Here is a 20814-nt window from a genome sequence, read left to right as displayed (position 1 = left end):
TTATCACTGCTTCATAAACTCGTCGGGCGATGCGCGGAAGGGTGGTGACACAGTGCGTTCGCGGGTGCGCGTCGCCGCCTCGACCGTCATGGTGACTTCCGGCCTGTTCATCGCCGGTCTCGGCGGTGCGCTGGCGTTTGCCGATCCCAGCCACAGTGGGAGCGATTCCGGTGGCGGATCGGGCACTTCCGGCGCCTCCGGCGGCGGCCAGAACCAGGGCGGCAACGCGCAGGGTAACGATAACGGTGGCAAGCCGCGCGGGCCGAGCGGCGGATCCAACGGCGGGGGCGACAGCCAGGGCGGACAGGACTCCGGCGGCGGCACCAAGCCTCCGACCGGTGCGACCAACACCGACAAGCCCACCAAGACCGGTAGCCCGACCAAGACCCGCGGAGCCTCACCGACGGGCAAGCCCTCCGACACGGGCAAACCCTCCGGCACAAGCGATCCGACTGGTTCGTCGGGGACTCCGGACCCGACCTCGGGCCAGCAGTCACCGACGAATACCGAGACGAAGACGGAAACCGAGACCGAGACCACGGAGTCGTCGGCGCCCACGAGTACGAAGCTCACGACTACGACTCAGCTGACGACTACGACTCAGCTGACGACTACGACTCAGCTGACGACTACGACTCAGCTGACGACTACGACTCCGCCGACGACTACGACTCCGCCGACGACCACGACTCCGCCGACGACCACGACTTCGCCGACGACCACCACGACGAGGACCACATCGTCGACAACCACCACCACGTCCAGCTCGGTCGGGGCCAGCATCCCGCCGATCGGTATCGGCAGTGGCGGCGGCGGTGGCAGCGGCGGCCAGCCGCAGGCGTTCAGCCGTCCCGTGCCACCGGAGATGCAGCTGCCACCACAAGAGGTGCCCGCCGCGGCGGTCGCGGAACCGGTCGTGGCGCCGCCACCGGGCCTGGCGGCCGCTGCCGCGGTGCCTGTCCTGATCCCGATCGTGGTGCCGCCGCTGGTCGTGCCGCCCGTCGTCGCGCCGCTCGGCGCCCCGGGCGGTGGCGACGGGTCTGGCGTGCCGTCGGATCGGCACCCGTCGGCGCAGCCCACCCTCAAGCAGGTGCAACCATCGGTGCCGACGCCTCCGGCCGCGGGCCACGACCATGCGGCGGTCCCCGCGACGTACCGCGTGGGCTACGCCGACTATCTGCGCACGGCCGGGACGACGGAGCTGGCTGCGCTCGCTGTGCCGGGGACGGTCGGGATCATGGCGCTGACGGGGGCAGGGGGCATTGTGGGCTACCGGCAGGCCAGAGCCGGGCACACGGTGCGGACCAACGTCGCACGGTTCGTCGACTGACGAGGCGAACGGTCGAAAGGGGGAGGTATGTCAGCCAGTCGCACCGTCACGCGCGCTGTCAACGCGGTGCTCGACCTCGCGCCGCGGCGCGGTGAAGTGACCCTGACTCGCCTGGTCGCGGCGGTCAGCGAGGATCGCGGTCGACCGATCGAGTTGACGATGGAAGAGCTTCCGCCCGGGGTGTGCGGTCAATGGCGGCAGTACAGCGACCGGGACGTGTTCCTGATCCAGCAGGGACTGCCGACCTGGGACCGGACCCTGGCCCATGAGCTGGGGCACCTGGTGCTCGGGCACGAGGGCATATCGATCGTCGAGGCCGCCGAGGAATCGGTCGAGCTGGCCAGCTCCGATCTGATCGCCTACATGCTCAACCAGCGGACCGGATGTATGGGCCCCAACGGCGAGGACATCGAGCAGGAGGCCGAGGACTTCGCGGCATTGCTGCTCTACCGGCTGGGTCGGCTGCCGTCCGACCGGTCGTCGATCGTGCAGGTTCGCCTCGGAGAGGCGTTTGGTTGATCATCTGGGTGATCGCCGGGTTGCTCGGCATGGCTACTGGGCTGCGCATCGGGTGGGCCCTGGTCAACAAGCAATCACTGGTGAGCGCGGCGATGATCGTCGCGCTGGGCAGCCTCGGCCTGGTCGCGGCGCTTAACTGGCAGCCGCTGGCGCTGCTCATCGACACCCTCGTGCGGCTACCCAACATCGCCGTAGCGCTCAGTCAGGTCGCGCTGATCGCTTGCGCCGCAGGTAGTTGCGTCATGATCACGACCGCGGCCTCGGACCACTCACCGGCAATCACCCGCCGCCTTGCCATGGCGCAATACGGTGTGGCGACGGTTGTCGCAGTGGTCAGCCTGGTGCTGTTCTTCCGGTCGCCCCGGCAACCTGAGATGGCGCCGGAGGAATACCTCAAACGGGACCTGGTCAGCAGCGCCACCACCTGGCTGTTGCCGTTGCTGTATGTCCTGCTGGCGCTCACGCTCGTGGTCTGGGCGGGCCTGCGATATTCGAACCGGAGCCGCCGCGGCCGGGCGCTCTTCGTGTTCAGCCTCGGCATCGCGTTGATCGTCGCAGCCAGTGCGTTCTTCCTACTGCGGGCGGTCGGGCACACACAACTGGTCGGTGTCGGGTCGGCCGCGACCCTGCTGGGCTGCGCCATGGTGGTCGTTGCTGCCGGCTCGCTGCTGCCGAGCGTCGAGGACTGGTTCGGCGCCCGGCAGGAGCTGCGGGTCATCGGTCCGCTGCTCACCGAACTCGGGCACAGGCACCCCGACGTCGGCATCGGTGTTCGCCCGCGCGGCCCGCTGGTGTTCCGGGTGGCCGAGCGCATGTCGCTGATATCGGACTCGCTGTACCTGGAGGCGACTGCCGCAGCACACCAGCGTGAGGCCGTCGGTCCGCAGGGCAAGGCCGGCGGTTCTGACCGCTCATCGGACCCGGGTGCGGTGACTCCCGACGAACAGGCGCGCGCAGTGGCGCAGTGGATCTACGAGACCCGCGACACCGCCGCGGCGTCGGCCTTTCCCGGGCTGACCTGGCTGCGCCAGCCGGAGTCGTACTCCGATCGCGAGTGGATTCTGGCGATCGCGCGTGAATACCGAGACCTGTCCCGTCGCTGACGCGATCACACCACGCCCTGAACCGAAAAAACCCAGACAAGCACCGGCAGCGCCGGTGCTTGTCTGGGTGCTGTCTCAGATGATCGGCCGGAGGCCGCCCGATCAGTCGTCGAGGCGCTCGAGGCGGCGCAGCTCTTCGGCCTTCTGTACAAGGTCCTGCTGAGCCTCCGCCGAAAGGCCGACCGTACGGGCGGCGATACGGCGAACCCCTTCATCGCGCATGCTCGCGAGCCAGGTCAGTTCTTTGTCGAGCTTCTCGTAGTACTCGTCGTCGGTGAAGTACGCCGGCTTGATGCGGAAGAAGTTGGCAAGGGCGGCCATGGTGGCCACTGACGGGTTGGTGCGGTTGCCCGACCGAAGCTGCGAGAGGTACGGAGCCGACATGGTGACGCCTTCGGACTTCAGCGCAGCAATCACCTCGGCCGATGTGTGGGGTCCGCGCCCAGGGGGATAAACCGTGTCGAACAGCCGGTTGAGACGGGCGGCGAACGTCTTGCTCATCGAATTGACCTCCACATGCATCTTGAGCGGTAACGAATAGGCGGCGTATTTGCTGACCATCGTAGCGAGAACTGTGTCAACTACCAAGTGCAAACCGCGTAAAAGTTAACCCAGCTTACCGTTTTTACCACCTTGGCCGCGGAAACCGGGGCCTTCGCCACGGGTGAACGGCGGGATTGCACCGCGTGACAAGGCAAATAGTGACGGTTGCGTTGTATTGCGGGTGGTGAGCTGCTGGCACGTCTCCGTACAGGAGCCTCCCAGTTTCCTGTGGGCAACTAGGGCCTCCGTGTAAACCACGAAAACACGCATTTGCTGGAATGAGGGCGCCAACCACTGTGCGGCCGCGCGGCGGTGCTGGCGGGCAGCACGCGACGGGCGCGGCCGACGGCGCTGTCGAGAGCCTCTCGGGGAGGCGTCATTCGATAGCCACGAGAGGCTCAGGTGGATTCCGGCGACGAAATCGGGTGGCGCTGGCATCCGCTCGAAGCGCTGGGCGACCCGCGTTGCTGAACCGGACGACGGGGGCTGACATCGCGGTCGGTCGGCGGGCGACCCGGCGATCGAGGGCTACTCTCTTCGTTGACGTCAATACCCTAGCGTTGCAATGCGTGGTTCGCTAGACCTGCTATCGATATTGGCCCGTCGGATTCTGCCCAAGCGAGAACCACCCTTCCGAGCACTGGGACGGGTGTCCCGATCATGCAGCGAGCAGCATCGCCAGGATCGCGGTGTCAGGATGGCTGATCGGGTCGACGCCGACGCGGCTCACCATCGACGTGACGGTGCCGTCGGCTTCGGCCTCAACCCATGCGGCGCGGTGATCGAGGCCCAGATAGGGCAGCCCGGGCAACAGGACGCAGCCCGAGGCGGCACCCGTGCACTCGGGCAGCGAAGGCGTGGTCTCCGAAGGCGGATGCAGCATCAGCAGCGCAGGCGGTTGATGATCGGCGAAATAGCCTGGCGGCAGCGCAGACTCGCCGACAACGGGGCCTTCGGCAATCACCAGCCCGACCGTGCCGGGCTGAGGTTGCTCGGGAAGTTCCTCGCGGACCCCGAAAATCGTTGTGGTGGAGAGCAATCCGGGCACCGACGCGATACGCACCGTGACGATGAGCAGCTGTGCCCACTCCTTGGTGGTGTCAGGCCAACGTCCGGACACGACGAATCCCTTGAGTGACCCACCGGAATGAAACGGGGCGATCTCGATCGCCCGAGAAGATCCCGAATCCATTTCGCCTCCCGGACATAGGAGTTGGGTGCCGGCACCTTTCTGTCCGCTACTCGATCATTTCAGCATGCGACAGGTACGTGGGTCGTGCAAGCGGAAACGGAGTAGGCCAGGTCTCAATACGAGAACGGGGCGTCGCGCAAACTGCGCGACGCCCCGTTCTGGAGCAGATCGAATCGATCCTCGGATCGGATGCGACCGGATCAGCCGAAGATCAGACCGTTGGCCTTCGACGTCGCGGCGGCGTACCGGTTCTGGACGTCCTCCCAGTTGACGACGTTCCAGAACGCCTTGACGTAGTCGGCCTTGACGTTCTTGTACTGCAGGTAGAAGGCGTGCTCCCACATGTCCACCTGCAGCAGCGGGATGATGCCGAGCGGCACGTTGGCCTGCTGGTCGTAGAGCTGGAAGGTCAGCAGCCGGTCGCCGAGGCTGTCATAGCCCAGCACCGCCCAGCCCGAGCCCTGCAGGCCGTTGGCAGCCGCGGTGAACTGAGCCTGGAACTTGTCGAACGACCCGAACTGGTCGTCGATGGCCGCGGCCAGGTCGCCGGTCGGCTTGTCGCCACCGTTCGGCGACAGGTTCTTCCACCAGATCGAGTGGTTGACGTGACCGCCGAGGTGGAAAGCCAGGTTCTTCTCGTTGAGGAAGATGGCGGCGTGATCGCCGTTGGCGCGGGCTTCCTCAAGCTTGGCGACCGCGTCGTTGACACCCTTGACGTAGGCCGCGTGATGTTTGCTGTGGTGCAGCTCGTTGATCTGTCCGGAGATATGCGGCTCGAGCGCGCCGTAGTCGTAATCCAGGTCGGGCAGAGTGTATTCAGCCACGTGATTCCTTCCTCAGTTGATCGATCAAGTAAGGCGTCCACAAGATCGCCGTCCACCTTGCTTCATCACAAGGTTCATGGCAACGACGTGTGGTGCCCCCCACACCTATACCTGATGGCTGGGAAGTCAGATCCAGACGATCAGCGCAAGGATGCCGAGCAGGATCAGCGCGATGGCGCCGGCCCGAACGAACGACACCAGCTGATTGCGCGTATGCAAGTAGCCGGATGTATGCCACTCGGAATGCGGCACGGCCCCCCCGGGCCCCATCGGATGTGACGCCATCAGATGCTCCTGACCTGCACGATCAATGTTTGCCCCCAGTGAGTTCTGTCACAACAGCTGGTGTGACGCCGATCATAGACCCTGGAACTGTCAGGCAAAAATCGGCCGATGCGGACGGCAAACCCGGATCACCACCCGGTTCGTGAGGTATGCCAGGTCAGCCCGCCAATCGGAAAGGATTGCAGGCGTGGGACAGCGGGGCGGTCGGCGTGGCCGCGGCGGCGGCAATTCGGCGATGAATCAGGCTGATTCCAACCGCGGGCGGAAACCCGAAGCGGCATCTGATCGCGCGGCGGTTCGCAACCCGGGCTGGGCCGAACAAATCATTCGCTCGAACCCTGGGCGGCTGTTGATCGACTGCCACACGAACACAGGGTTATCCACATTGTTGATCAGCATGTGCACAGCTAAACCCGGTTGTTCGGGTCCGGCACAGGTGTCGGCCTGTGGATAGACCTGTGGAAACTGTGGATAGTTTCGAATTGCTAAACCGGGGGTACACCCGGGTCGTGGGTGCGTCGCACGTATCCGCGTGTAAGCATGGACGGCATGGACGACGTGGAGGTCGCGCAGGCTGATATCGCCGCTGTTCCGACGGTTTTCGGCGGCGGCGTGGTTCTGCTCGATGTGCGCGAGGACGACGAGTGGCAGCGTGGCCACGCAGAAGGGGCCCAGCACATCCCCATGGGCGATGTGCCTGCCCGGATGGCCGAGATCGATCCGGACGCCGAACTTTTCGTGGTGTGCCACGCCGGTGGCCGCTCGCTGCGTGTCGCCAACTATCTCGCACGCAACGGATACACCCCGACCAACGTGGACGGCGGAATGCTGGCCTGGGTGGGGGCGGGTCGGCCCGTCATCACCGACGACGGCAGCCCCGGCAGCGTGTGAGCGACCGCTGCGCCCACGTCGCTAGGCTGGTCCGATGATCCAGGTGTGTTCGCAGTGCGGAACGCGCTGGAATGTGCGTGACCGGCAACGGTCGTGGTGCCCGCGGTGTGGCGGCACGCTGCTCGCGCCGTCAGCGCCGCAGTGGTCGCCCCAGCAGGGCGGCGCCGCGCTGCCGGCACCGCCGCCTCCACCCGCGCCGCAGGCGCATCCGCGACCGCCACAGCAGCCCGCGCCCTCGCCCGCGGGACGTCCGCCGCAGCCGGGGACACCGCGGTTGGCGCCCGGCTACCGCTGGGTCGCGCTGCGCCCGGGCGCCCCGCCCCGCCGCCGGATCCGGCGCGGCCCGCTGGGCCCGACCCCGCGCTATCCCGTCATCCCACGCTGGGGACTGCAACAGCACTTCGACGTCGCCGCCGAGGAAGACGGCCGCGAACGGGAAGCGCCGTCGCCGGCAACGATGCGCACCATGCTCGTCGTCACCATGGTGGCGCTCGGGGTCGCGGCGTTCGCCCATGTGCTGCGCTACGGGCTCATGCTGATCAACCGCAGCGTGCTGCTGCATCCGTTCATCGCCGACGCGGCTGTCGCCTTCGGCGTGATGGCGAGCCTGGTGGCGCTCGTGATTCTCGTCATCACCGCGGTGATCCTCGTCAAGTGGCTCATCGCGCGGCGGGCCGCGGCCTACGCCGCGCGCGGGCAGACCGACCCACGCTCCGCCGCGGAATTGTGGCTGATGTCGCTCATACCGGGGCCCAACGTGCTGTTCGCGCCCGTATACGTGCTCGAGTTGGCGACCCTGGAGGGCCGCCTGACCCGGCTCAGGAGACCCATCGTGGTGTGGTGGATCATCTGGGCGCTCAGCGCGATCATCGCGGTGTGGTCGGTGGTGAACACCGTCGTCGTCACGTTCTTTGCCAACACCACACAGCACCTCGCCGACAACAACGTGACGGTCGCCATCGGGTATCTCCTGGCCCTGGCCACCGTCTTGCTGGTGTCGCGGGTGTACCTCGGCTTCGAGGGTGCGCAGGCCGAACGCCACATCCACCGCTGGGTCGTGGTCGGGGCGGAAACGGGCCGTCCGGCGCAACCGGCAGGCTCCGAGAATGAGTCCGAATCGGCGGTTCCGGTTGAGAGCCAAGGGCAGAACCCGGCAGCATTAGCGGTATGAACGCGGGCGAAGCCGCTGCCGACGAGTCAGTGACACCGGGTCCATCTCATCCGTTCGTGGTGGCGCATCGCGGGGCATCCGCGGACCGGCCCGAACACACCATTGCCGCTTACGATCTGGCGTTGCGCGAGGGGGCCGACGGCGTCGAGTGCGATGTGCGGCTGACCCGTGACGGGCACCTGGTGTGTGTGCACGATCGCAGGGTCGACCGCACGTCGACGGGCACCGGGCTGGTCAGCGAGATGACTCTGGCAGAGCTGCGCGAACTTGACTATGGGTCGTGGCACGCCAGCAAGGACGCCGAGGGCGGTCAGGGCGACACCGGGCTGCTGACCCTGGATGCGCTGGTCTCGATGGTGCTGGACTGGAACCGGCCGGTGAAGCTGTTCATCGAGACCAAGCATCCGGTGCGCTACGGAGCATTGGTCGAGAACAAGGTGCTGGCACTCTTGCACCGCTACGGCATCGCCTCGCCCGCGTCGGCGGATCTGTCGCGGGCAGTGGTGATGTCCTTCTCAGCGGCCGCGGTGTGGCGGATCCGGCGTGCGGCGCCGATGTTGCCGACGGTGTTGCTGGGCGAGACGTCGCGCTATCTGGGCGGCAGTGCGGCGACGACGGTCGGAGCCACGGCCGTCGGGCCGTCCATCACGACGCTGCGGGAGCACCCCGAACTGGTCGACCGGGCAGCAGCGCAGGGTCGGGCGCTGTACTGCTGGACCGTCGATCACTACGAGGACGTCAACTTCTGCCGGGACATCGGGGTGGCGTGGGTGGCCACCAACCATCCCGGCCGCACCAAGGACTGGCTGCAGAACGGCCTCACCGGTGCGGGCGGGACTGGCGGGTCGACCCCTTAGAGGTTGCCGCCGGCGGCCTTCGGGGCCGACGGGTCCGCGGCCGCCGCGGCGGCGAGCTCGCGTGCGACGAAGTCCTCCAGGTGGAACAGGTTGTCGCCGGCGCGCTCGGCGATGCGGACCAGCGTCGACATCGAGGCCACCTCTTCGACCTGCTCCTTGAGGAACCATTGCATGAACTGCTCGCCCAGGTAGTCACCCTCTTCGCGGGCCACGCTGGCCAGCCGGCTGATCTGTTCGGTGACCGTGCGCTCCTGCTTGAGCGAGAGCATCAGCGCGTCGCGGGGCTCGTCGAACTGGTTGCACACCGCGTCGATGCCCGGGATTTCGACCTCGATGTCCCGGTCGAGCAGGTACTGCACCAGCATCATGGCGTGATTGCGCTCTTCGAGCGATTGGTTGTAGAAGTGCTTGGCGAGCTGCGGGAGGTCGGCGCCGTCGAAATACACGGCGATCGCGATGTATTGCTGCGAAGCCGTGAATTCGTTTCGAATTTGATCCTGCACAAGGGCGTGGAATTTCGTGTCGATTGCGCCGGTAACCGTCATGGCAGCGACGATATAGCAGGTCAGATGGCATTGTCAGCGAAGGTCAGCCTCATTGAGGTCAGCATTGCCTAACCCGTGTGACGGCGCTTACATACGGCGGTTCGAATTTGCTGTGCGAGCTTTGGCTAACCTTTTGGCTCGTTGACGTTGAGGGTGTCGGCGGGCGGCGGCGAATCGGAGGCCAACGCGTCGAACAAGCGGCCCGCGGCGTCGTGATCCCACACCACCACCGAACCGGCGTCGCCCGCGCTGAAATCGCCGATGGGCACGGTGGTCGTGACCGGATCGCCGTGTAATGCCCAGCCCAGCCGGGCCAGATCCCACACGTGGGCGTCCTGGTCGACGGTCACCGTGTTGGCGGCCGCATGTGCCATCGGCGCCCAGCGCAGCGGATTGAGCAGCACACCCGGGCTGGTCGCGCGGTGCAGCAGGGCGGACATGAACTGGCGCTGGTGGACCATGCGGTCGAGGTCCGCGCGTGGCGTGGCGCGGGACCGGACGAAGCCCAGGGCGTTGCGGCCGTCGAGTTGCTGGCAGCCCGCGGCCAGATCGATGCCGGCCAGCGGGTCGCTGATCGGCTCGGCCGGGCACACGGTGACGCCACCGACGGCGTCGACCAGATCCGCGAACCCGCCGAACCCGATCTCGGCGTAGTGATCGAGATGCAACCCGGTCGCCGACTCCACGGTCTGCGCCAGTAGCGGCGCGCCACCCAGGGAAAACGCGGCGTTGATCTTGTCCTTGCCGTTGTCGGGTATCGGAACGTACGAGTCGCGGGGAATGCTGACCATGGTCGGCGGCGTGCTCGAGCCGAATGCCGGGATGTGCACCAGCAGGATGGTGTCGGTACGGCCGTTGCCGATGTCGCCGCCGGTGGCGAGGGCGGCCTGCTGCTCGGGCGTGAGGTCCTGGCGGCTGTCGGAGCCCACGAGCAGCCAGTTGGTGCCGCGGCCCGGGGCCGGACGCTCGGGATACGCCTCGAACGCCGGGATGCGGTGCAGTGACGTGTCGATCCACACGCCGCAGCCGACCACGGCCAGGATGCCGACCAGCAGCAGCGCCAGCACGATCTTGCCCCAGTGCCGTTTGCGGCGGCGCTTGGGCGCGGCGGGCGGCGGCGGTGCCGCTGCTGGTGGCCGGCGGGGCAGTGTGGCTGCGCCTGGTGGTGGTGGCCTGCGGGGCGGCGGTGGTGGCGGCGCGGGACGAGCGGCTGGTGGTGGCATGCGTCCCGGCATACGCGGGGGCGGCGGCATCCGCGGTGGTGGCGGCGGGGGACGAGGGGGTTGGCGGTGCTGCGACGGGGTGGGCGGACTGGGCGGCCAGTTGGGGCGATGGTGTGGATCGCGCCGGATCACCTGCGACGGCTCACGGCGCGGCCGCGAAGGCGGGTGCCGGTTGTCGTCCACAGAAAAAATGTACGTGCCGGACGCCTTCGGTTACTGCAACCAGCCCAGATGGCGTGCGACGAGTGCGTAACCGACGAACACCACGGTATCGATGATGGTGTGCGCGATGATCAGCGGCCACAGCCGGCCCGTGCGCTGCCAGGCGTAACCGAACACCAGGCCCATGACGACGTTGCCGACTCCGGCGCTGTAGCCCTGGTACAGGTGGTACGCGCCACGCAGCAGGCTGGAGATGACCAGCGCACGGCCCGGGCTGATGTCGAGCTGGCGCAGCCGCGTCAGCAGGAAACCCACCACGATGATCTCCTCGGCCCACCCGTTGGCGAACGCCGCGCCGATCAGCACGGGGATGCGCCACCAGGTGTCGTAGAGCTGGGCCGGTTCCACCGACGCGGACAGGCCGAGCAGCCGCGCGCCGGCGTACAGCGCCAGGCCGGGAAGGCCGATCACGGCGGCCAGCCCGAGGCCGCCCAGCCCGTCGGCGCGCCAGCGCGGCCGGCCCAGGCCGATCGCGCGGGGGCTGAAACCGCTGCGCCACAACAGGTACAGCGCCAGCGCACCCCAGGCCAGCAGCTGCATGATGCCTGCCAGGTGCAGGCCAAGGTCGATCAGGTCGAACGGCGAGCGCTTCGGGTTGAGCGTGATCTTCTGGCCGGACAGCCCGAGCAGGACGGCCTCGGTGAGCTTCAGTAGCGCGGTGTAGGCACTGAGTCCGAACGTCACCGCCAGGACGACGGCGATCTCGATGCGCAGGCCGCGACGCTGCGGGTCGGTGGGTGGGGCCGCGGTCACCGCAGCAACGGTAGCCGCACGGGATGAGTGACGAGGTGCCCGCGCGGGTCAGACGCGCTTGGCGCGCAATCCGTTGAGGAACGGGCAGCCCATGAGGATCCGGATTGCCTGGTTCAGGCCCGTGACGTCGTCGACCGGCTTGGCGAACGGCAGGCGCACGTCGTGGTCGCCATCAGCGTTCTCGATGCGCAGTTGCACGCCATAGCGGTCCAGGCCCAGGGGGCGCACGCGGCCGTGGCGCAGGGCCATCGGCAGCCGGGTGGCCAGGCGTTCGACGACATCGCGGTGTGCGGCTTCCATGTGCTGCAGCCAGCAGGATTCCATCGCGCAGAACGGGTCTGGGCGGGCCTGCAGGAGCGCGCCCAGGCTGACCGACTCGGCCCCGGTCGAGTCGGCCACCACCACCGACTCGATCTCCAGCCGCAGCAGGACGTAGCTGTCGTCGGCCGTCTCGGGCCCGGTGTTGACTTGCAGCAGAGCGGGATTCGGGTCCTGGGTGGCGATGAGGTCCAGCAGGGGTGCGAGGGTCTCGGCGGGCACCTGCTGCAGCCGGCCGCGGACCCACACCAGTGAGCGGACGGGTTCGCGCAGGGGCAGCGGCGCGTAGTCGGTGAGCTCGAGGACGGCTTGCACGCCCGCCGCGCCGGACGACTGCAGCAGGGAGCGCACCGGACCGCAGGCCGGCACGGTGATGGCGAACGAACCGTCGTCGAGCAGGTGGTGCACGGGCGATGCGACCGGCTCGATGCCCTCGACGGCCAGCATGGCGCCCCCGCCTCGTGCGCAGGCGCTGCGGATTCGTTCAGCTGTCGTCGGTGCCGCTGGGGCCATCTCGCCGCCTTTCGTGATTACGTGGCTCGGTTAGTGAGGTAAGCCTAACTTAACTGGACATCGCGAAAGTGCAAGCCTTCCCTTTCGCCTGCCGGGTCACCGTGGCCGAACCGATAGGGTTGGCGACGTGCTGCGCATCGCCTACCTCGGCCCCGAAGGAACCTTCACCGAAGCGGCGTTACTGCAGATGGTGACCGCCGGGCTGATCCCGGGGATCCCTGACGGCGAGGCCGAGTTCACGCCCGTCCTGACCGACACCACACCCGGTGCGCTGGCCGCGGTGCGCGACGGCGAGGCCGATTACGCGTGCGTCCCGATCGAGAACTCCATCGAGGGTTCGGTGCTGCAAACCATGGACAGCCTCGCGGCGGGCAGCCCGCTGCAGATCTACGCCGAGTTCACCCTCGACGTCGCCTTCACGATCGTCACTCGCCCGGGTCACACCGGCCCGGTCCGGACCGTCGCGGCCTTTCCCGTTGCCCTGGCGCAGGTGCGGCGCTGGTTGGCGGCCAACCTTCCCGACGCCGAGGTGGTCCCGACCACGTCGAACGCGGCGGCCGCACACGACGTCGCCGAAGGCCGCGTCGACGCCGGTGTGAGCACCCGACTGGCCGCGCAGCGCTGCGGGCTCGACGTGCTGGCCGACGGTGTCGTCGACGAGGCCAATGCCCGTACCCGGTTCGTGCTCGCCGGGCAGCCGGGACCGCCGCCACCCGCGACGGGCGCCGACCGGACCTCGGTGGTGCTGCGGCTGGACAACGTGCCGGGTGCGCTCGTCGCCGCGATGACCGAACTGTCGATCCGCGACATCGACCTGACCCGAATCGAATCCCGTCCCACCAGAACAGAGTTGGGTACGTACATGTTCTTCCTCGACTGCGTCGGGCACATCGACGACGATTCGGTGGCCGAGGCACTCAAAGCGCTCTTCCGTCGTTGTGCAGATGTGCGATATCTGGGTTCCTGGCCGACTGGATCGGCGGCGGGCGCGCTGCCCCCGCAACTCGACGAGGCGTCGCAGTGGCTGACGCGGCTGCGCGGAGGGACGGCATGAGTGGACGACTGATACTCGTCCGGCATGGTCAGTCTCTTGGCAACGTCGACCGGCGTCTGGACACCCGCCCGCCCGGCGCCGAACTCACCGACCTCGGCCGCGACCAGGCCCGGCAGTTCGCCTCAGCACTCGGTAACCGACCGCACATCGTCGCCCACTCGGTGGCCCGCCGGGCCGCCCAGACCGCGGCGGGCATCGCGGGCGAGGTGGGCCTCTCACCCCAGGAGTTCGAGGGAGTCCACGAGGTCCAGGTCGGTGAGCTGGAGAACCGCAACGACGACGCGGCGATCGCCGAGTTCAACGAGATCTACCAGCGTTGGCATCGAGGCGAGCGGGACCTGGCGATGCCCGGCGGTGAGAGCGCCAGCGACGTGCTCGACCGGTACGTTCCCGTGCTCACCCAGCTGCGGCTGCGCTACCTGGACGACGATGCCTTCACCGGTGACATCGTCCTGGTCAGCCACGGCGCGGCCATCCGGCTGGTGGCCGCTGTGCTCGCAGGCGTCGACGGCGGATTCGCGCTCGACCATCACCTGGGCAACACCGAGTCCGTGGTCCTGGCACCCGTCACAGAAGGGCGGTGGAGCTGCGTGCAATGGGCCCAGCTGACGCCGCCGTTCTACCCCGAACCGGCCGTGCGCCCGGTGGAAGAAGCGCTGCGCGCACCCGACCCGATGGGCTGAGCGGGCTACATCGCCAACGCGATGTCGCGCCCGCAGGGGCAGCCGACGGACTCGCAGTCGATGCTGAAGCTGTGTGCGGATTCCGGTGTGGTGCAGCCGTCGTCGGTGCACTCCGCGCGGTAGCGGACGTGGTGAATGACCGTGCCGTGGCAGTGCTCCAGCCCGGCCAGACAATCTCGGCACTGGATGCTCATGGCCTGTTCATATCACCGCGGGCCGACACCGCCCGGTTGCCGCGCGGGTCATCCCCAGCTTTCTGGTCTTCGCGCAAGCGCTCATCCCCAGCCCAGTTCGTGGAGCCGCTCGTCGTCGATCCCGAAATGATGCGCGATCTCGTGGATCACCGTGATCGCCACCTCGTCGACGACCTCGTCGTCGGTGCTGCAGATGTCCAGGATCGCGTCGCGGTAGATCGTGATGGTGTCCGGCAGTGAGCCGGCGTACCAGGAGTCCCGTTCGGTGAGTGCGATGCCCTGGTACAGACCGAGGATGTCGGGCTCGTCGGGGTTGCGGTCCTCGACGAGCACCACCACGTTGTCGAGCGCGGCCGCCAGCTGGGGCGGGATCAGGTCCAGCGCGTCGGAAACCAGCTCGTCAAACCGCTGCGGGCGCATCCGCGCGGCCACGGATCACGGTCCCGGGGGAGCGGGCGGAATCTCGGGTGCCGGTCCGGGTGCGGGTCCCGGCGCGGGCTGCTCGCCGGCGGGAGCCGGTGACGGTGCCTCGCCCGCGGGAGCCGGTGGCGGCGCGGGCTGTTCGCCTGCGGGCGCCGGTGCGGGTGCGGCAGGCGGCGGGTTGGTGTTCGACGCCGGTGCTGGTGCGGCCGTGCTGGAGGCGGGCTGCTGCGGCATGTGCTGGGTCTGGTTGGCCGAGGACGAGGAGCCGGAGGACGAACCCGACGAGCTTGACGAGCCGGAGGACGATCCCGAGCTCGACGACGACCCGGACTGGGAACTCGACGACTGCGAGCCCGACGAGGTGTCGGGCATGGGGATCGGCGGCAGGTTGAGCCGCTCCTCGGGAATGTCCGGCGGTGCGACGGGCGGCTGCCCGTTGATCAGCAGCTGGCCCTTCGCGCTGTTCACCAGGGTCGACCAGCCGCCGTTGCCCAGGGTGGCGCCGATGTTGCACGACACCTGGTGGCTGCCCGCCGACCAGCTGGGCAGCGAGATGGTGCTGTAGCTCAGCGCCAGCGTGGTGGCGCGCAGCTGCACCGGCGCGAGGTAGGCGTCGGTCAGCTTGGTGCAGGTGTCCTTGATGAACGCGTCCTGATCGGGGTCCGCAGGCAGCCCACCGGGGAACTTCTCCGCGAGGTTCACCGCGCCGGTGACCTCCATGGCGTGCGGCGCCGCGCAGTCGACAGGAACATCGGTGGGCTGGTTGGTGGCAGGGTCGATGCCAAGGCAGGTTCCGGCGGCCCACACCTTCGACTGGTCGATGTCGGCGACGTTGCCCCGGAACGGCAGCTGGGTGTCCCCGGGACCGAGCAATTGGAGGCCGCACAGCATGCGTCGTTCACCGGACTGCTTCCAGGCCTTTTCGCCGGACCACAGCAGGCCGATGGTGAACTTGCCGTTCGGGTCGAACTTCGGGCCGAGGTAGGACCGCAGCGCGGGCGTGCACTGCTCCTGGCTGATCTGGGCGACGCGTTCCTTCGACGGCGGCGCGGCGTTGGGGCCGTACTCGGTGCCGGGGAAGGTCTTCATGTCGATGGACTCGGCGACCTCGAAGCGGTGCTCGTCCTTGCAGGCCACGATGTGGGCGGCGTCGGGGTTGGTGCCAGGCCAGTTGAGGCAGTCGCCGGGCTTGACGTGATCGAACGTGTCGTTGCCGCGGGGCCCCAGCGAGATCGAGCCCGCGCTGAGCCCCGTCTCAGAGCCCGTGCCGTGCGAGAACGCCGTGATCAGGCCGGCGATCAGGAGGCCACCCAGCGCCGTCAGCAACAGCACACGCCGCGCCGACGCGGCGTGCAAACTGTTCCACCACTTCCCCCACTTCCGATCATCATCGGTCCGGTAGGGGAGCAGATCGTCTTGCTCGGGTGCCTCCAACATCGCGTCCATTGTGACAGGCGTGTCAGGCCATGTGACAAGTGATGCAGTTGTAACGTTATGTGGTTGTGCTGGCCCGACGGCTACCAGAACACGTATCAGCCACCTCGGATGCACGCCCGGCGCTGTCGAAAAGTATGGTTGCGCCCGTGATCGACCTCAAGCTGCTGCGCGAGAATCCGGACATCGTTCGCGCGTCGCAACGGGCCCGCGGTGAGGATCCCGCCCTCGTTGACGCGCTGCTGCAAGCCGACGCCTCCCGGCGGGCGGCCGTCTCGGCGGCCGACAATCTGCGCGCCGAACAGAAGGCCGCCAGCAAGCTGGTCGGCAAGGCCTCCCCGGAGGAGCGCCCGGCCTTGCTCGAGAAGGCCAAGGACCTGGCCGAGCAGGTGAAAGCGGCCGAGGCGGCGCAGGCCGACGCGGAAACGGCCTTCACCGCGGCGCACATGGCGATCGCCAACGTCATCATCGACGGGGTTCCGGCCGGCGGCGAGGACGATTTCGCGTTGCTCGACACGGTCGGTGAACCCCGGGCCATCGAGAACCCCAAGGATCATCTGGAGCTCGGTGAGGCCCTCGGCCTCATCGACATGGAACGCGGCGCCAAGGTCTCGGGCTCACGGTTCTACTTCCTCACCGGACACGGCGCCCTGCTGCAGCTCGGCCTGCTGCAGCTGGCCGCCCAGCTGGCCGTGGCCAACGGGTTCACGCTGATGATCCCGCCGGTTCTGGTGCGCCCGGAGGTCATGGCGGGCACCGGATTCCTCGGTGCGCACGCCGACGAGGTGTACCGCCTGGAGGCCGATGACCTCTACCTCGTCGGCACGTCCGAGGTGCCGCTGGCGGGTTACCACTCCGACGAGATCCTCGACCTGTCGGCCGGGCCGCGGCGCTACGCCGGCTGGTCGTCGTGCTTCCGCCGCGAGGCGGGCAGCTACGGCAAGGACACCCGCGGCATCATCCGGGTGCATCAGTTCGACAAGGTCGAAGGCTTCGTCTACTGCAAGCCCGAGGACGCCGAGGCCGAGCATCAGCGGCTGCTGGGCTGGCAGCGCCAGATGCTGGCCGCCATCGAGGTGCCCTACCGCGTGATCGACGTCGCCGCAGGCGATCTCGGCTCGTCGGCGGCCCGCAAGTACGACTGCGAGGCCTGGGTGCCCACCCAGCAGACCTACCGGGAGCTCACCTCGACGTCCAACTGCACGACGTTCCAGGCGCGGCGGCTCTCCACGCGCTACCGCGACGAGAACGGCAAGCCGCAGATCGCCGCGACGCTCAACGGGACGCTGGCCACCACCCGCTGGCTGGTCGCGATCCTGGAGAACCACCAGCAGCCCGACGGCAGCGTTCGGGTTCCCGAAGCCCTGGTGCCGTTCGTCGGCACCGCGGTGCTGGAGCCGGCGAAGTAGTCACACCGCGGCCATGACTGCCCCCGTGCGGGTGAGCGTGCTCGGTCCGGTACAAGCCTGGGTCGGGGACGCACCGGTCGATCTCGGGGCACGGCTGCAGCGCGCGCTGCTGGCCCGGCTGGTCACGGCGCACGGCCACACCGTCTCCGTCGACCGGCTCATCGACGACCTCTGGGAGGGCGAGCCGCCGCCCAAGGCGTTGTCGGCCCTGCAGGTCTACGTCTCGCATCTGCGGCGTGCCCTCGAGCCTGGCCGGCAGCGGCGGGCCCCGGCAGGCGTCTTGGTGAGCGCCGCGCCGGGATACTGTCTGCGGCTGCCTGTCGACGCCGTCGACTCGTGGCGGTTCGAGGCGAAAGTCACTGCGGCATATGAAGAATCGGATCCGCAGCGGCGGGTGGGCGTGCTCGAGGAGGCATTGGCTCACTGGACGGGCGATCCCTTCGCCGGCGTGGGCGACGCGTTGTGGGCCGCACCCGAGGTGGCCCGGCTGAACGAACTGCGGCTGGCCGCGGTCGAAAGCCACGCCGCCGCATTGGTCGAGCTCGGCCGGTACGGCACCGCCATCGCGGCGCTGGAACGCCACGTCGGCGGGTGCCCGGGGCGCGAGAGCGCCGCCGCCGTGCTGGCCACCGCGCTGTACCGGGCCGGACGCCAGACCGACGCGCTGGAGGCGCTGCGGCGCACGCGCGAACATCTCGTCGACGAGTTGGGGTTGGAGCCGGGCCGGGCGTTGCGCGATCTCGAGCGCGACATCCTGTGCCACGCCGAGCATCTGGAGCCGTCGCGGCCGCAGCCGCATCCGCAAGCGGCGCTGCGCGTCGCCGCACCGGACCGGGCGGAGCGGTCGGCCTACGGTCGCGCCGAGGAGCTGGCGGCGATCGATGACGCAGCGCGAGCGGTGGCGGCGGGCGAACGCGCGGTGCTGTGGATCGGGGGCGAGGCGGGCTCCGGCAAGACCACCCTGGCAGAGGCCGCGGCGGCGCGGTTGCGGGCAGCGGGATGGCGCACGGTGCACGGCCGGTGCCCTGAGGTCGACGGGGCGCCGGCAGGCTGGGCGTGGACCGAGGTGCTGCGCGAATTGGTCGACCCCGCTGTGCATTTGGACGACCGGCACGTGCTGGCCCCGCTGCTGCACGACGGCGCGGCGACCGATGCGGGCACGTTCTGGTTGGGACAGGCCGTCGCCGACGTGGTGAGCGGCGTCGCCGACGGCCAGCCGTTGGCCGTCGTGCTCGACGACCTGCACCGCACCGACGGCCTGACGCTCGAACTGCTGCGCCTGGTGACCGACCGGATCAAGGGGTGCCGCGTGCTGGTGATCGGCACCTATCGCCCGTCGGAGGACCGCGGCGAACTGCAGGTGGCGCGTGCGGCGCTGGCGGTCCACACCGCGGCGCATCTCATCCTGGGTGGGCTCGACGCCGCGGCCACGGCCACGCTGGCTGCCGACTGCGGACTGGCCGCGGTGAGCGGAGAAGCCCTGCGGCTGCTGCGCGAGCGCACCGACGGCAACCCGCTGTTCGTCCGGGAACTGGCCCGGTTGATGGCCGCCGAAGGACCGGACGCGGTACGGGCCTCGGTGCCGGTGGGGGTTCGAGATGTGTTACGCCGCAGGCTCGCCCGCTTGCCGGGCCCGACGGTGACGGCGCTGCGCCAAGCTGCCGTGCTGGGCCGTGACATCGACGTCGACCTGCTTGCCGAACTCGGCCGCGGCGATCCCGACGACCTGCTCGACGCGCTGGAGCCGGCCGTGCTGCTCGGGCTGCTCGACGAGCCCGTCCCGGGCCGGCTGCGGTTCGCCCACGCCCTGGTTCGTGACACGCTCTACGAAGACACCTCGAAACTGCGGCGCTCGCGGTTGCATGCCGCCGCACTGGATTTGCTCACCGCGCCCGGCCGCTCGGCCGACCCGGCCACCCTGGCACACCACGCCGTCGCCGCCGCGACCGCTCAAACCGCGTTGGCTGCTGCAGCTTTCGCGACCCAAGCGGCCGGTGAGGCGGATTCGGTCGGCGCCCACGCCGAGGCCGCCCGGCAGTGGCGCGCCGCGGTGCACATGCTCGACCTGGCGGCGAGCCGCCGGTTGCAGCCCGACCCCGTCGCCGTGGAGCGCGAGATCGACGTGCGCTGTGGGCTGATCTCCGCCTTGGCGCAGTCGGGGGATGCCGTCGCGGCGCGCGTCGAGCTGAAGGCCGCGCTGCAGCTGCTGTCCGACAAGTCCCGCGACGACCTCACGGTGCGCGTCCTCACCGCATGGGACACGCCGTTGGTGTGGCGCGACCGCGAGTACGACGAGTCCGACGAACAGATGATCGGCAAGTTGCGCCGGGCACTGGCAGGCGAGGTCAGCACGGTCGACCGGATCAAGCTGCTCAAAGCGCTGTTCGTGGAGCTGGAGGGCACCGACCCGGACGGGGCGCTGGCGGCCAGCACCGAACTGCTGGAGCTGGCGCGCCGCAGATACGCCGAGCAGCCCGAGACCTCGGGCCGGTTGCTCTGCACGGCGCTCAACGTCCGGGCCTACTGCTCGCTGGGGCCCGACCTGCACGCCGAGCGGGAATCGATCGCCGCGGAACTGCTGCGGACCGCGGAAGCCGCCGAACAGGCCGACTACCAAGCGGTCGCGCACTGGCTGCTGTCGCTGGCGGCCGGGAATCGCTGTGATCTGGTGGCCGCCAAACGGCACGTCGACCTCGCGGTGGCACGCGCCGGCACGGGCCAGCTCGTCCACCTGCTCGGCGTGCTCGGCCTGTTCCGCGCCCGGATGTACCTGTTGGCCGGGCGCCTGGACGAGGCGGTCAGTGCCTACACCGACCTGGCGGCCCGCATGGTGGAGAACGGCGCCGCCAACGGGGCCAAGCTGGCGATGGTGGGCCGGGTGACCGGTGAGTTCTGCCTCGGCGATCTGGGCCTGCTGGCCGACGAGCTGGTGTTCTTCTACCGGGAGGTGTCGGTCGCCGCGCTGGACGCGGCTGTGCTGGCGCTGGTGGCGCGCGATCGCGAGGACGAGGCCCGTCGGCTGTGGCAGGACCGCGGGCCCATCGAGCGGGCCTATTTCTGGCTGCCGTTCACCGTGCTGCGCGTCAACGCCGCGGTGGCGCTGGGCGACCTCGACGAAATCCGCGCGCGGGCGGCCGAACTGGAGCCTTACGCCGGCCGGATCGCCGGGCTCGGGGTCGACGGGTTGATGGTCGGCCCGGTCGACGATGCCCTCGCCGCGGCCGCCGACGCGCTGGGTCGACCCGAGGAGGCCCGCCGCTACCGCCGATCCGCCGCCGCGTTGCGCGACCGGCTGGCGGCCGAGGCCCGGCGCTTCATCGACTGACCG

Annotated in this window: 21 protein-coding genes; 10 read left to right on the top strand and 11 right to left on the bottom strand. The window is 68.9% G+C overall.

Going from position 1 to position 20814, the window contains the following annotated elements:
• The first annotated feature begins 52 nt into the window (after positions 1-52).
• Genes RMCB_RS36660 through RMCB_RS25175 form a run of 3 tightly spaced genes read left to right on the top strand, consistent with a single transcriptional unit; the run spans position 53 to position 2952 of the window.
• Positions 53-1330 (top strand): hypothetical protein, encoded by a 1278-nt coding sequence (locus RMCB_RS36660; RefSeq protein ID WP_234792231.1) that lies wholly within the window; start codon positions 53-55, stop codon positions 1328-1330.
• Positions 1331-1357: 27 nt separating this feature from the next.
• A complete protein-coding gene (locus RMCB_RS25180; protein ID WP_029371863.1) occupies positions 1358-1849 on the top strand; it encodes an ImmA/IrrE family metallo-endopeptidase in 492 nt (163 codons plus the stop codon).
• Positions 1846-2952 (top strand): hypothetical protein, encoded by a 1107-nt coding sequence (locus RMCB_RS25175; RefSeq protein WP_062830925.1) that lies wholly within the window; start codon positions 1846-1848, stop codon positions 2950-2952. Before RMCB_RS25180 ends, RMCB_RS25175 begins: the two co-directional genes overlap by 4 nt.
• Positions 2953-3054: 102 nt before the next feature.
• Here the strand turns inward: RMCB_RS25175 and RMCB_RS25170 are convergent, their stop codons facing one another.
• The 4 genes from RMCB_RS25170 to RMCB_RS36105 form a co-directional block, all read right to left on the bottom strand.
• Positions 3055-3453, bottom strand: a complete 399-nt coding sequence (locus RMCB_RS25170) for a helix-turn-helix transcriptional regulator (protein WP_062831006.1) — start codon at positions 3451-3453, stop codon at positions 3055-3057.
• Between the two features lie 700 nt (positions 3454-4153).
• A complete protein-coding gene (locus tag RMCB_RS25165; RefSeq protein WP_029371867.1) occupies positions 4154-4687 on the bottom strand; it encodes a hypothetical protein in 534 nt (177 codons plus the stop codon).
• A gap of 200 nt (positions 4688-4887) precedes the next feature.
• Positions 4888-5511, bottom strand: coding sequence for a superoxide dismutase (locus RMCB_RS25160; protein WP_019972634.1), 624 nt, complete (start codon positions 5509-5511; stop codon positions 4888-4890).
• 126 nt (positions 5512-5637) lie between these two features.
• Positions 5638-5796, bottom strand: a complete 159-nt coding sequence (locus tag RMCB_RS36105) for a hypothetical protein (RefSeq protein ID WP_165606321.1) — start codon at positions 5794-5796, stop codon at positions 5638-5640.
• A gap of 549 nt (positions 5797-6345) precedes the next feature.
• On the opposite strand from RMCB_RS36105, the gene RMCB_RS25155 reads away from it, so the two are divergent.
• Genes RMCB_RS25155 through RMCB_RS25145 form a run of 3 tightly spaced genes read left to right on the top strand, consistent with a single transcriptional unit; the run spans position 6346 to position 8715 of the window.
• Entirely contained in the window at positions 6346-6687 is a 342-nt protein-coding gene (locus tag RMCB_RS25155; protein ID WP_029371868.1) for a rhodanese-like domain-containing protein, read from the top strand.
• A gap of 34 nt (positions 6688-6721) precedes the next feature.
• Positions 6722-7858, top strand: coding sequence for a DUF4328 domain-containing protein (locus tag RMCB_RS25150; RefSeq protein WP_062830924.1), 1137 nt, complete (start codon positions 6722-6724; stop codon positions 7856-7858).
• Complete coding sequence (locus RMCB_RS25145) at positions 7855-8715, top strand: glycerophosphodiester phosphodiesterase (protein ID WP_062830923.1); 861 nt, start codon at positions 7855-7857, stop codon at positions 8713-8715. Before RMCB_RS25150 ends, RMCB_RS25145 begins: the two co-directional genes overlap by 4 nt.
• On the opposite strand, the gene RMCB_RS25140 is transcribed toward RMCB_RS25145, so the two are convergent.
• The 4 genes from RMCB_RS25140 to RMCB_RS25125 form a co-directional block, all read right to left on the bottom strand.
• Positions 8712-9260 carry a ferritin gene (locus RMCB_RS25140; protein WP_029371871.1) on the bottom strand — a complete coding sequence of 183 codons (549 nt, stop codon included), beginning with the start codon at positions 9258-9260 and terminating at the stop codon, positions 8712-8714. The two genes, RMCB_RS25145 and RMCB_RS25140, sit on opposite strands and share 4 nt — an antisense overlap.
• A gap of 125 nt (positions 9261-9385) precedes the next feature.
• Positions 9386-10513, bottom strand: a complete 1128-nt coding sequence (locus RMCB_RS25135) for an LCP family protein (RefSeq protein ID WP_407662142.1) — start codon at positions 10511-10513, stop codon at positions 9386-9388.
• 183 nt (positions 10514-10696) lie between these two features.
• On the bottom strand, positions 10697-11458 hold the full coding sequence (locus tag RMCB_RS25130; protein ID WP_062830922.1) for a CPBP family intramembrane glutamic endopeptidase: 762 nt from the start codon (positions 11456-11458) through the stop codon (positions 10697-10699).
• A 48-nt stretch (positions 11459-11506) separates the two neighbouring features.
• A complete protein-coding gene (locus tag RMCB_RS25125) occupies positions 11507-12289 on the bottom strand; it encodes a DUF2470 domain-containing protein (protein WP_062830921.1) in 783 nt (260 codons plus the stop codon).
• A gap of 127 nt (positions 12290-12416) precedes the next feature.
• Here RMCB_RS25125 and pheA point away from each other — a divergent pair, with 127 nt between their 5' ends.
• Both pheA and RMCB_RS25115 read left to right on the top strand, forming a co-directional pair.
• Entirely contained in the window at positions 12417-13343 is a 927-nt protein-coding gene (gene pheA / locus RMCB_RS25120; RefSeq protein ID WP_062830920.1) for a prephenate dehydratase, read from the top strand.
• Complete coding sequence (locus RMCB_RS25115) at positions 13340-14026, top strand: histidine phosphatase family protein (RefSeq protein ID WP_029371877.1); 687 nt, start codon at positions 13340-13342, stop codon at positions 14024-14026. Before pheA ends, RMCB_RS25115 begins: the two co-directional genes overlap by 4 nt.
• A 5-nt stretch (positions 14027-14031) precedes the next feature.
• On the opposite strand, the gene RMCB_RS25110 is transcribed toward RMCB_RS25115, so the two are convergent.
• The 3 genes from RMCB_RS25110 to RMCB_RS25100 all read right to left on the bottom strand — a co-directional run bounded on the left by RMCB_RS25110 (position 14032) and on the right by RMCB_RS25100 (position 16089).
• Positions 14032-14220, bottom strand: coding sequence for a hypothetical protein (locus RMCB_RS25110; protein ID WP_062830919.1), 189 nt, complete (start codon positions 14218-14220; stop codon positions 14032-14034).
• A gap of 81 nt (positions 14221-14301) precedes the next feature.
• On the bottom strand, positions 14302-14652 hold the full coding sequence (locus tag RMCB_RS25105; RefSeq protein ID WP_029371880.1) for a metallopeptidase family protein: 351 nt from the start codon (positions 14650-14652) through the stop codon (positions 14302-14304).
• Between the two features lie 3 nt (positions 14653-14655).
• Positions 14656-16089 (bottom strand): septum formation family protein, encoded by a 1434-nt coding sequence (locus RMCB_RS25100; RefSeq protein ID WP_062830918.1) that lies wholly within the window; start codon positions 16087-16089, stop codon positions 14656-14658.
• Positions 16090-16226: 137 nt separating this feature from the next.
• Here RMCB_RS25100 and serS point away from each other — a divergent pair, with 137 nt between their 5' ends.
• Together serS and RMCB_RS25090 are read left to right on the top strand one after the other, a co-directional pair.
• Positions 16227-17486 carry a serine--tRNA ligase gene (gene serS / locus RMCB_RS25095; protein WP_029371883.1) on the top strand — a complete coding sequence of 420 codons (1260 nt, stop codon included), beginning with the start codon at positions 16227-16229 and terminating at the stop codon, positions 17484-17486.
• Between the two features lie 13 nt (positions 17487-17499).
• Positions 17500-20811 (top strand): ATP-binding protein, encoded by a 3312-nt coding sequence (locus RMCB_RS25090; protein ID WP_063979668.1) that lies wholly within the window; start codon positions 17500-17502, stop codon positions 20809-20811.
• The last annotated feature ends 3 nt before the right edge of the window (positions 20812-20814 follow it).

Origin of the sequence: Mycolicibacterium brisbanense, assembly GCF_001570425.1 — a bacterium.
Classification (GTDB): Bacteria; Actinomycetota; Actinomycetes; order Mycobacteriales; family Mycobacteriaceae; genus Mycobacterium; species Mycobacterium brisbanense.
This window is presented reverse-complemented; position numbering and strand designations above follow the sequence as displayed.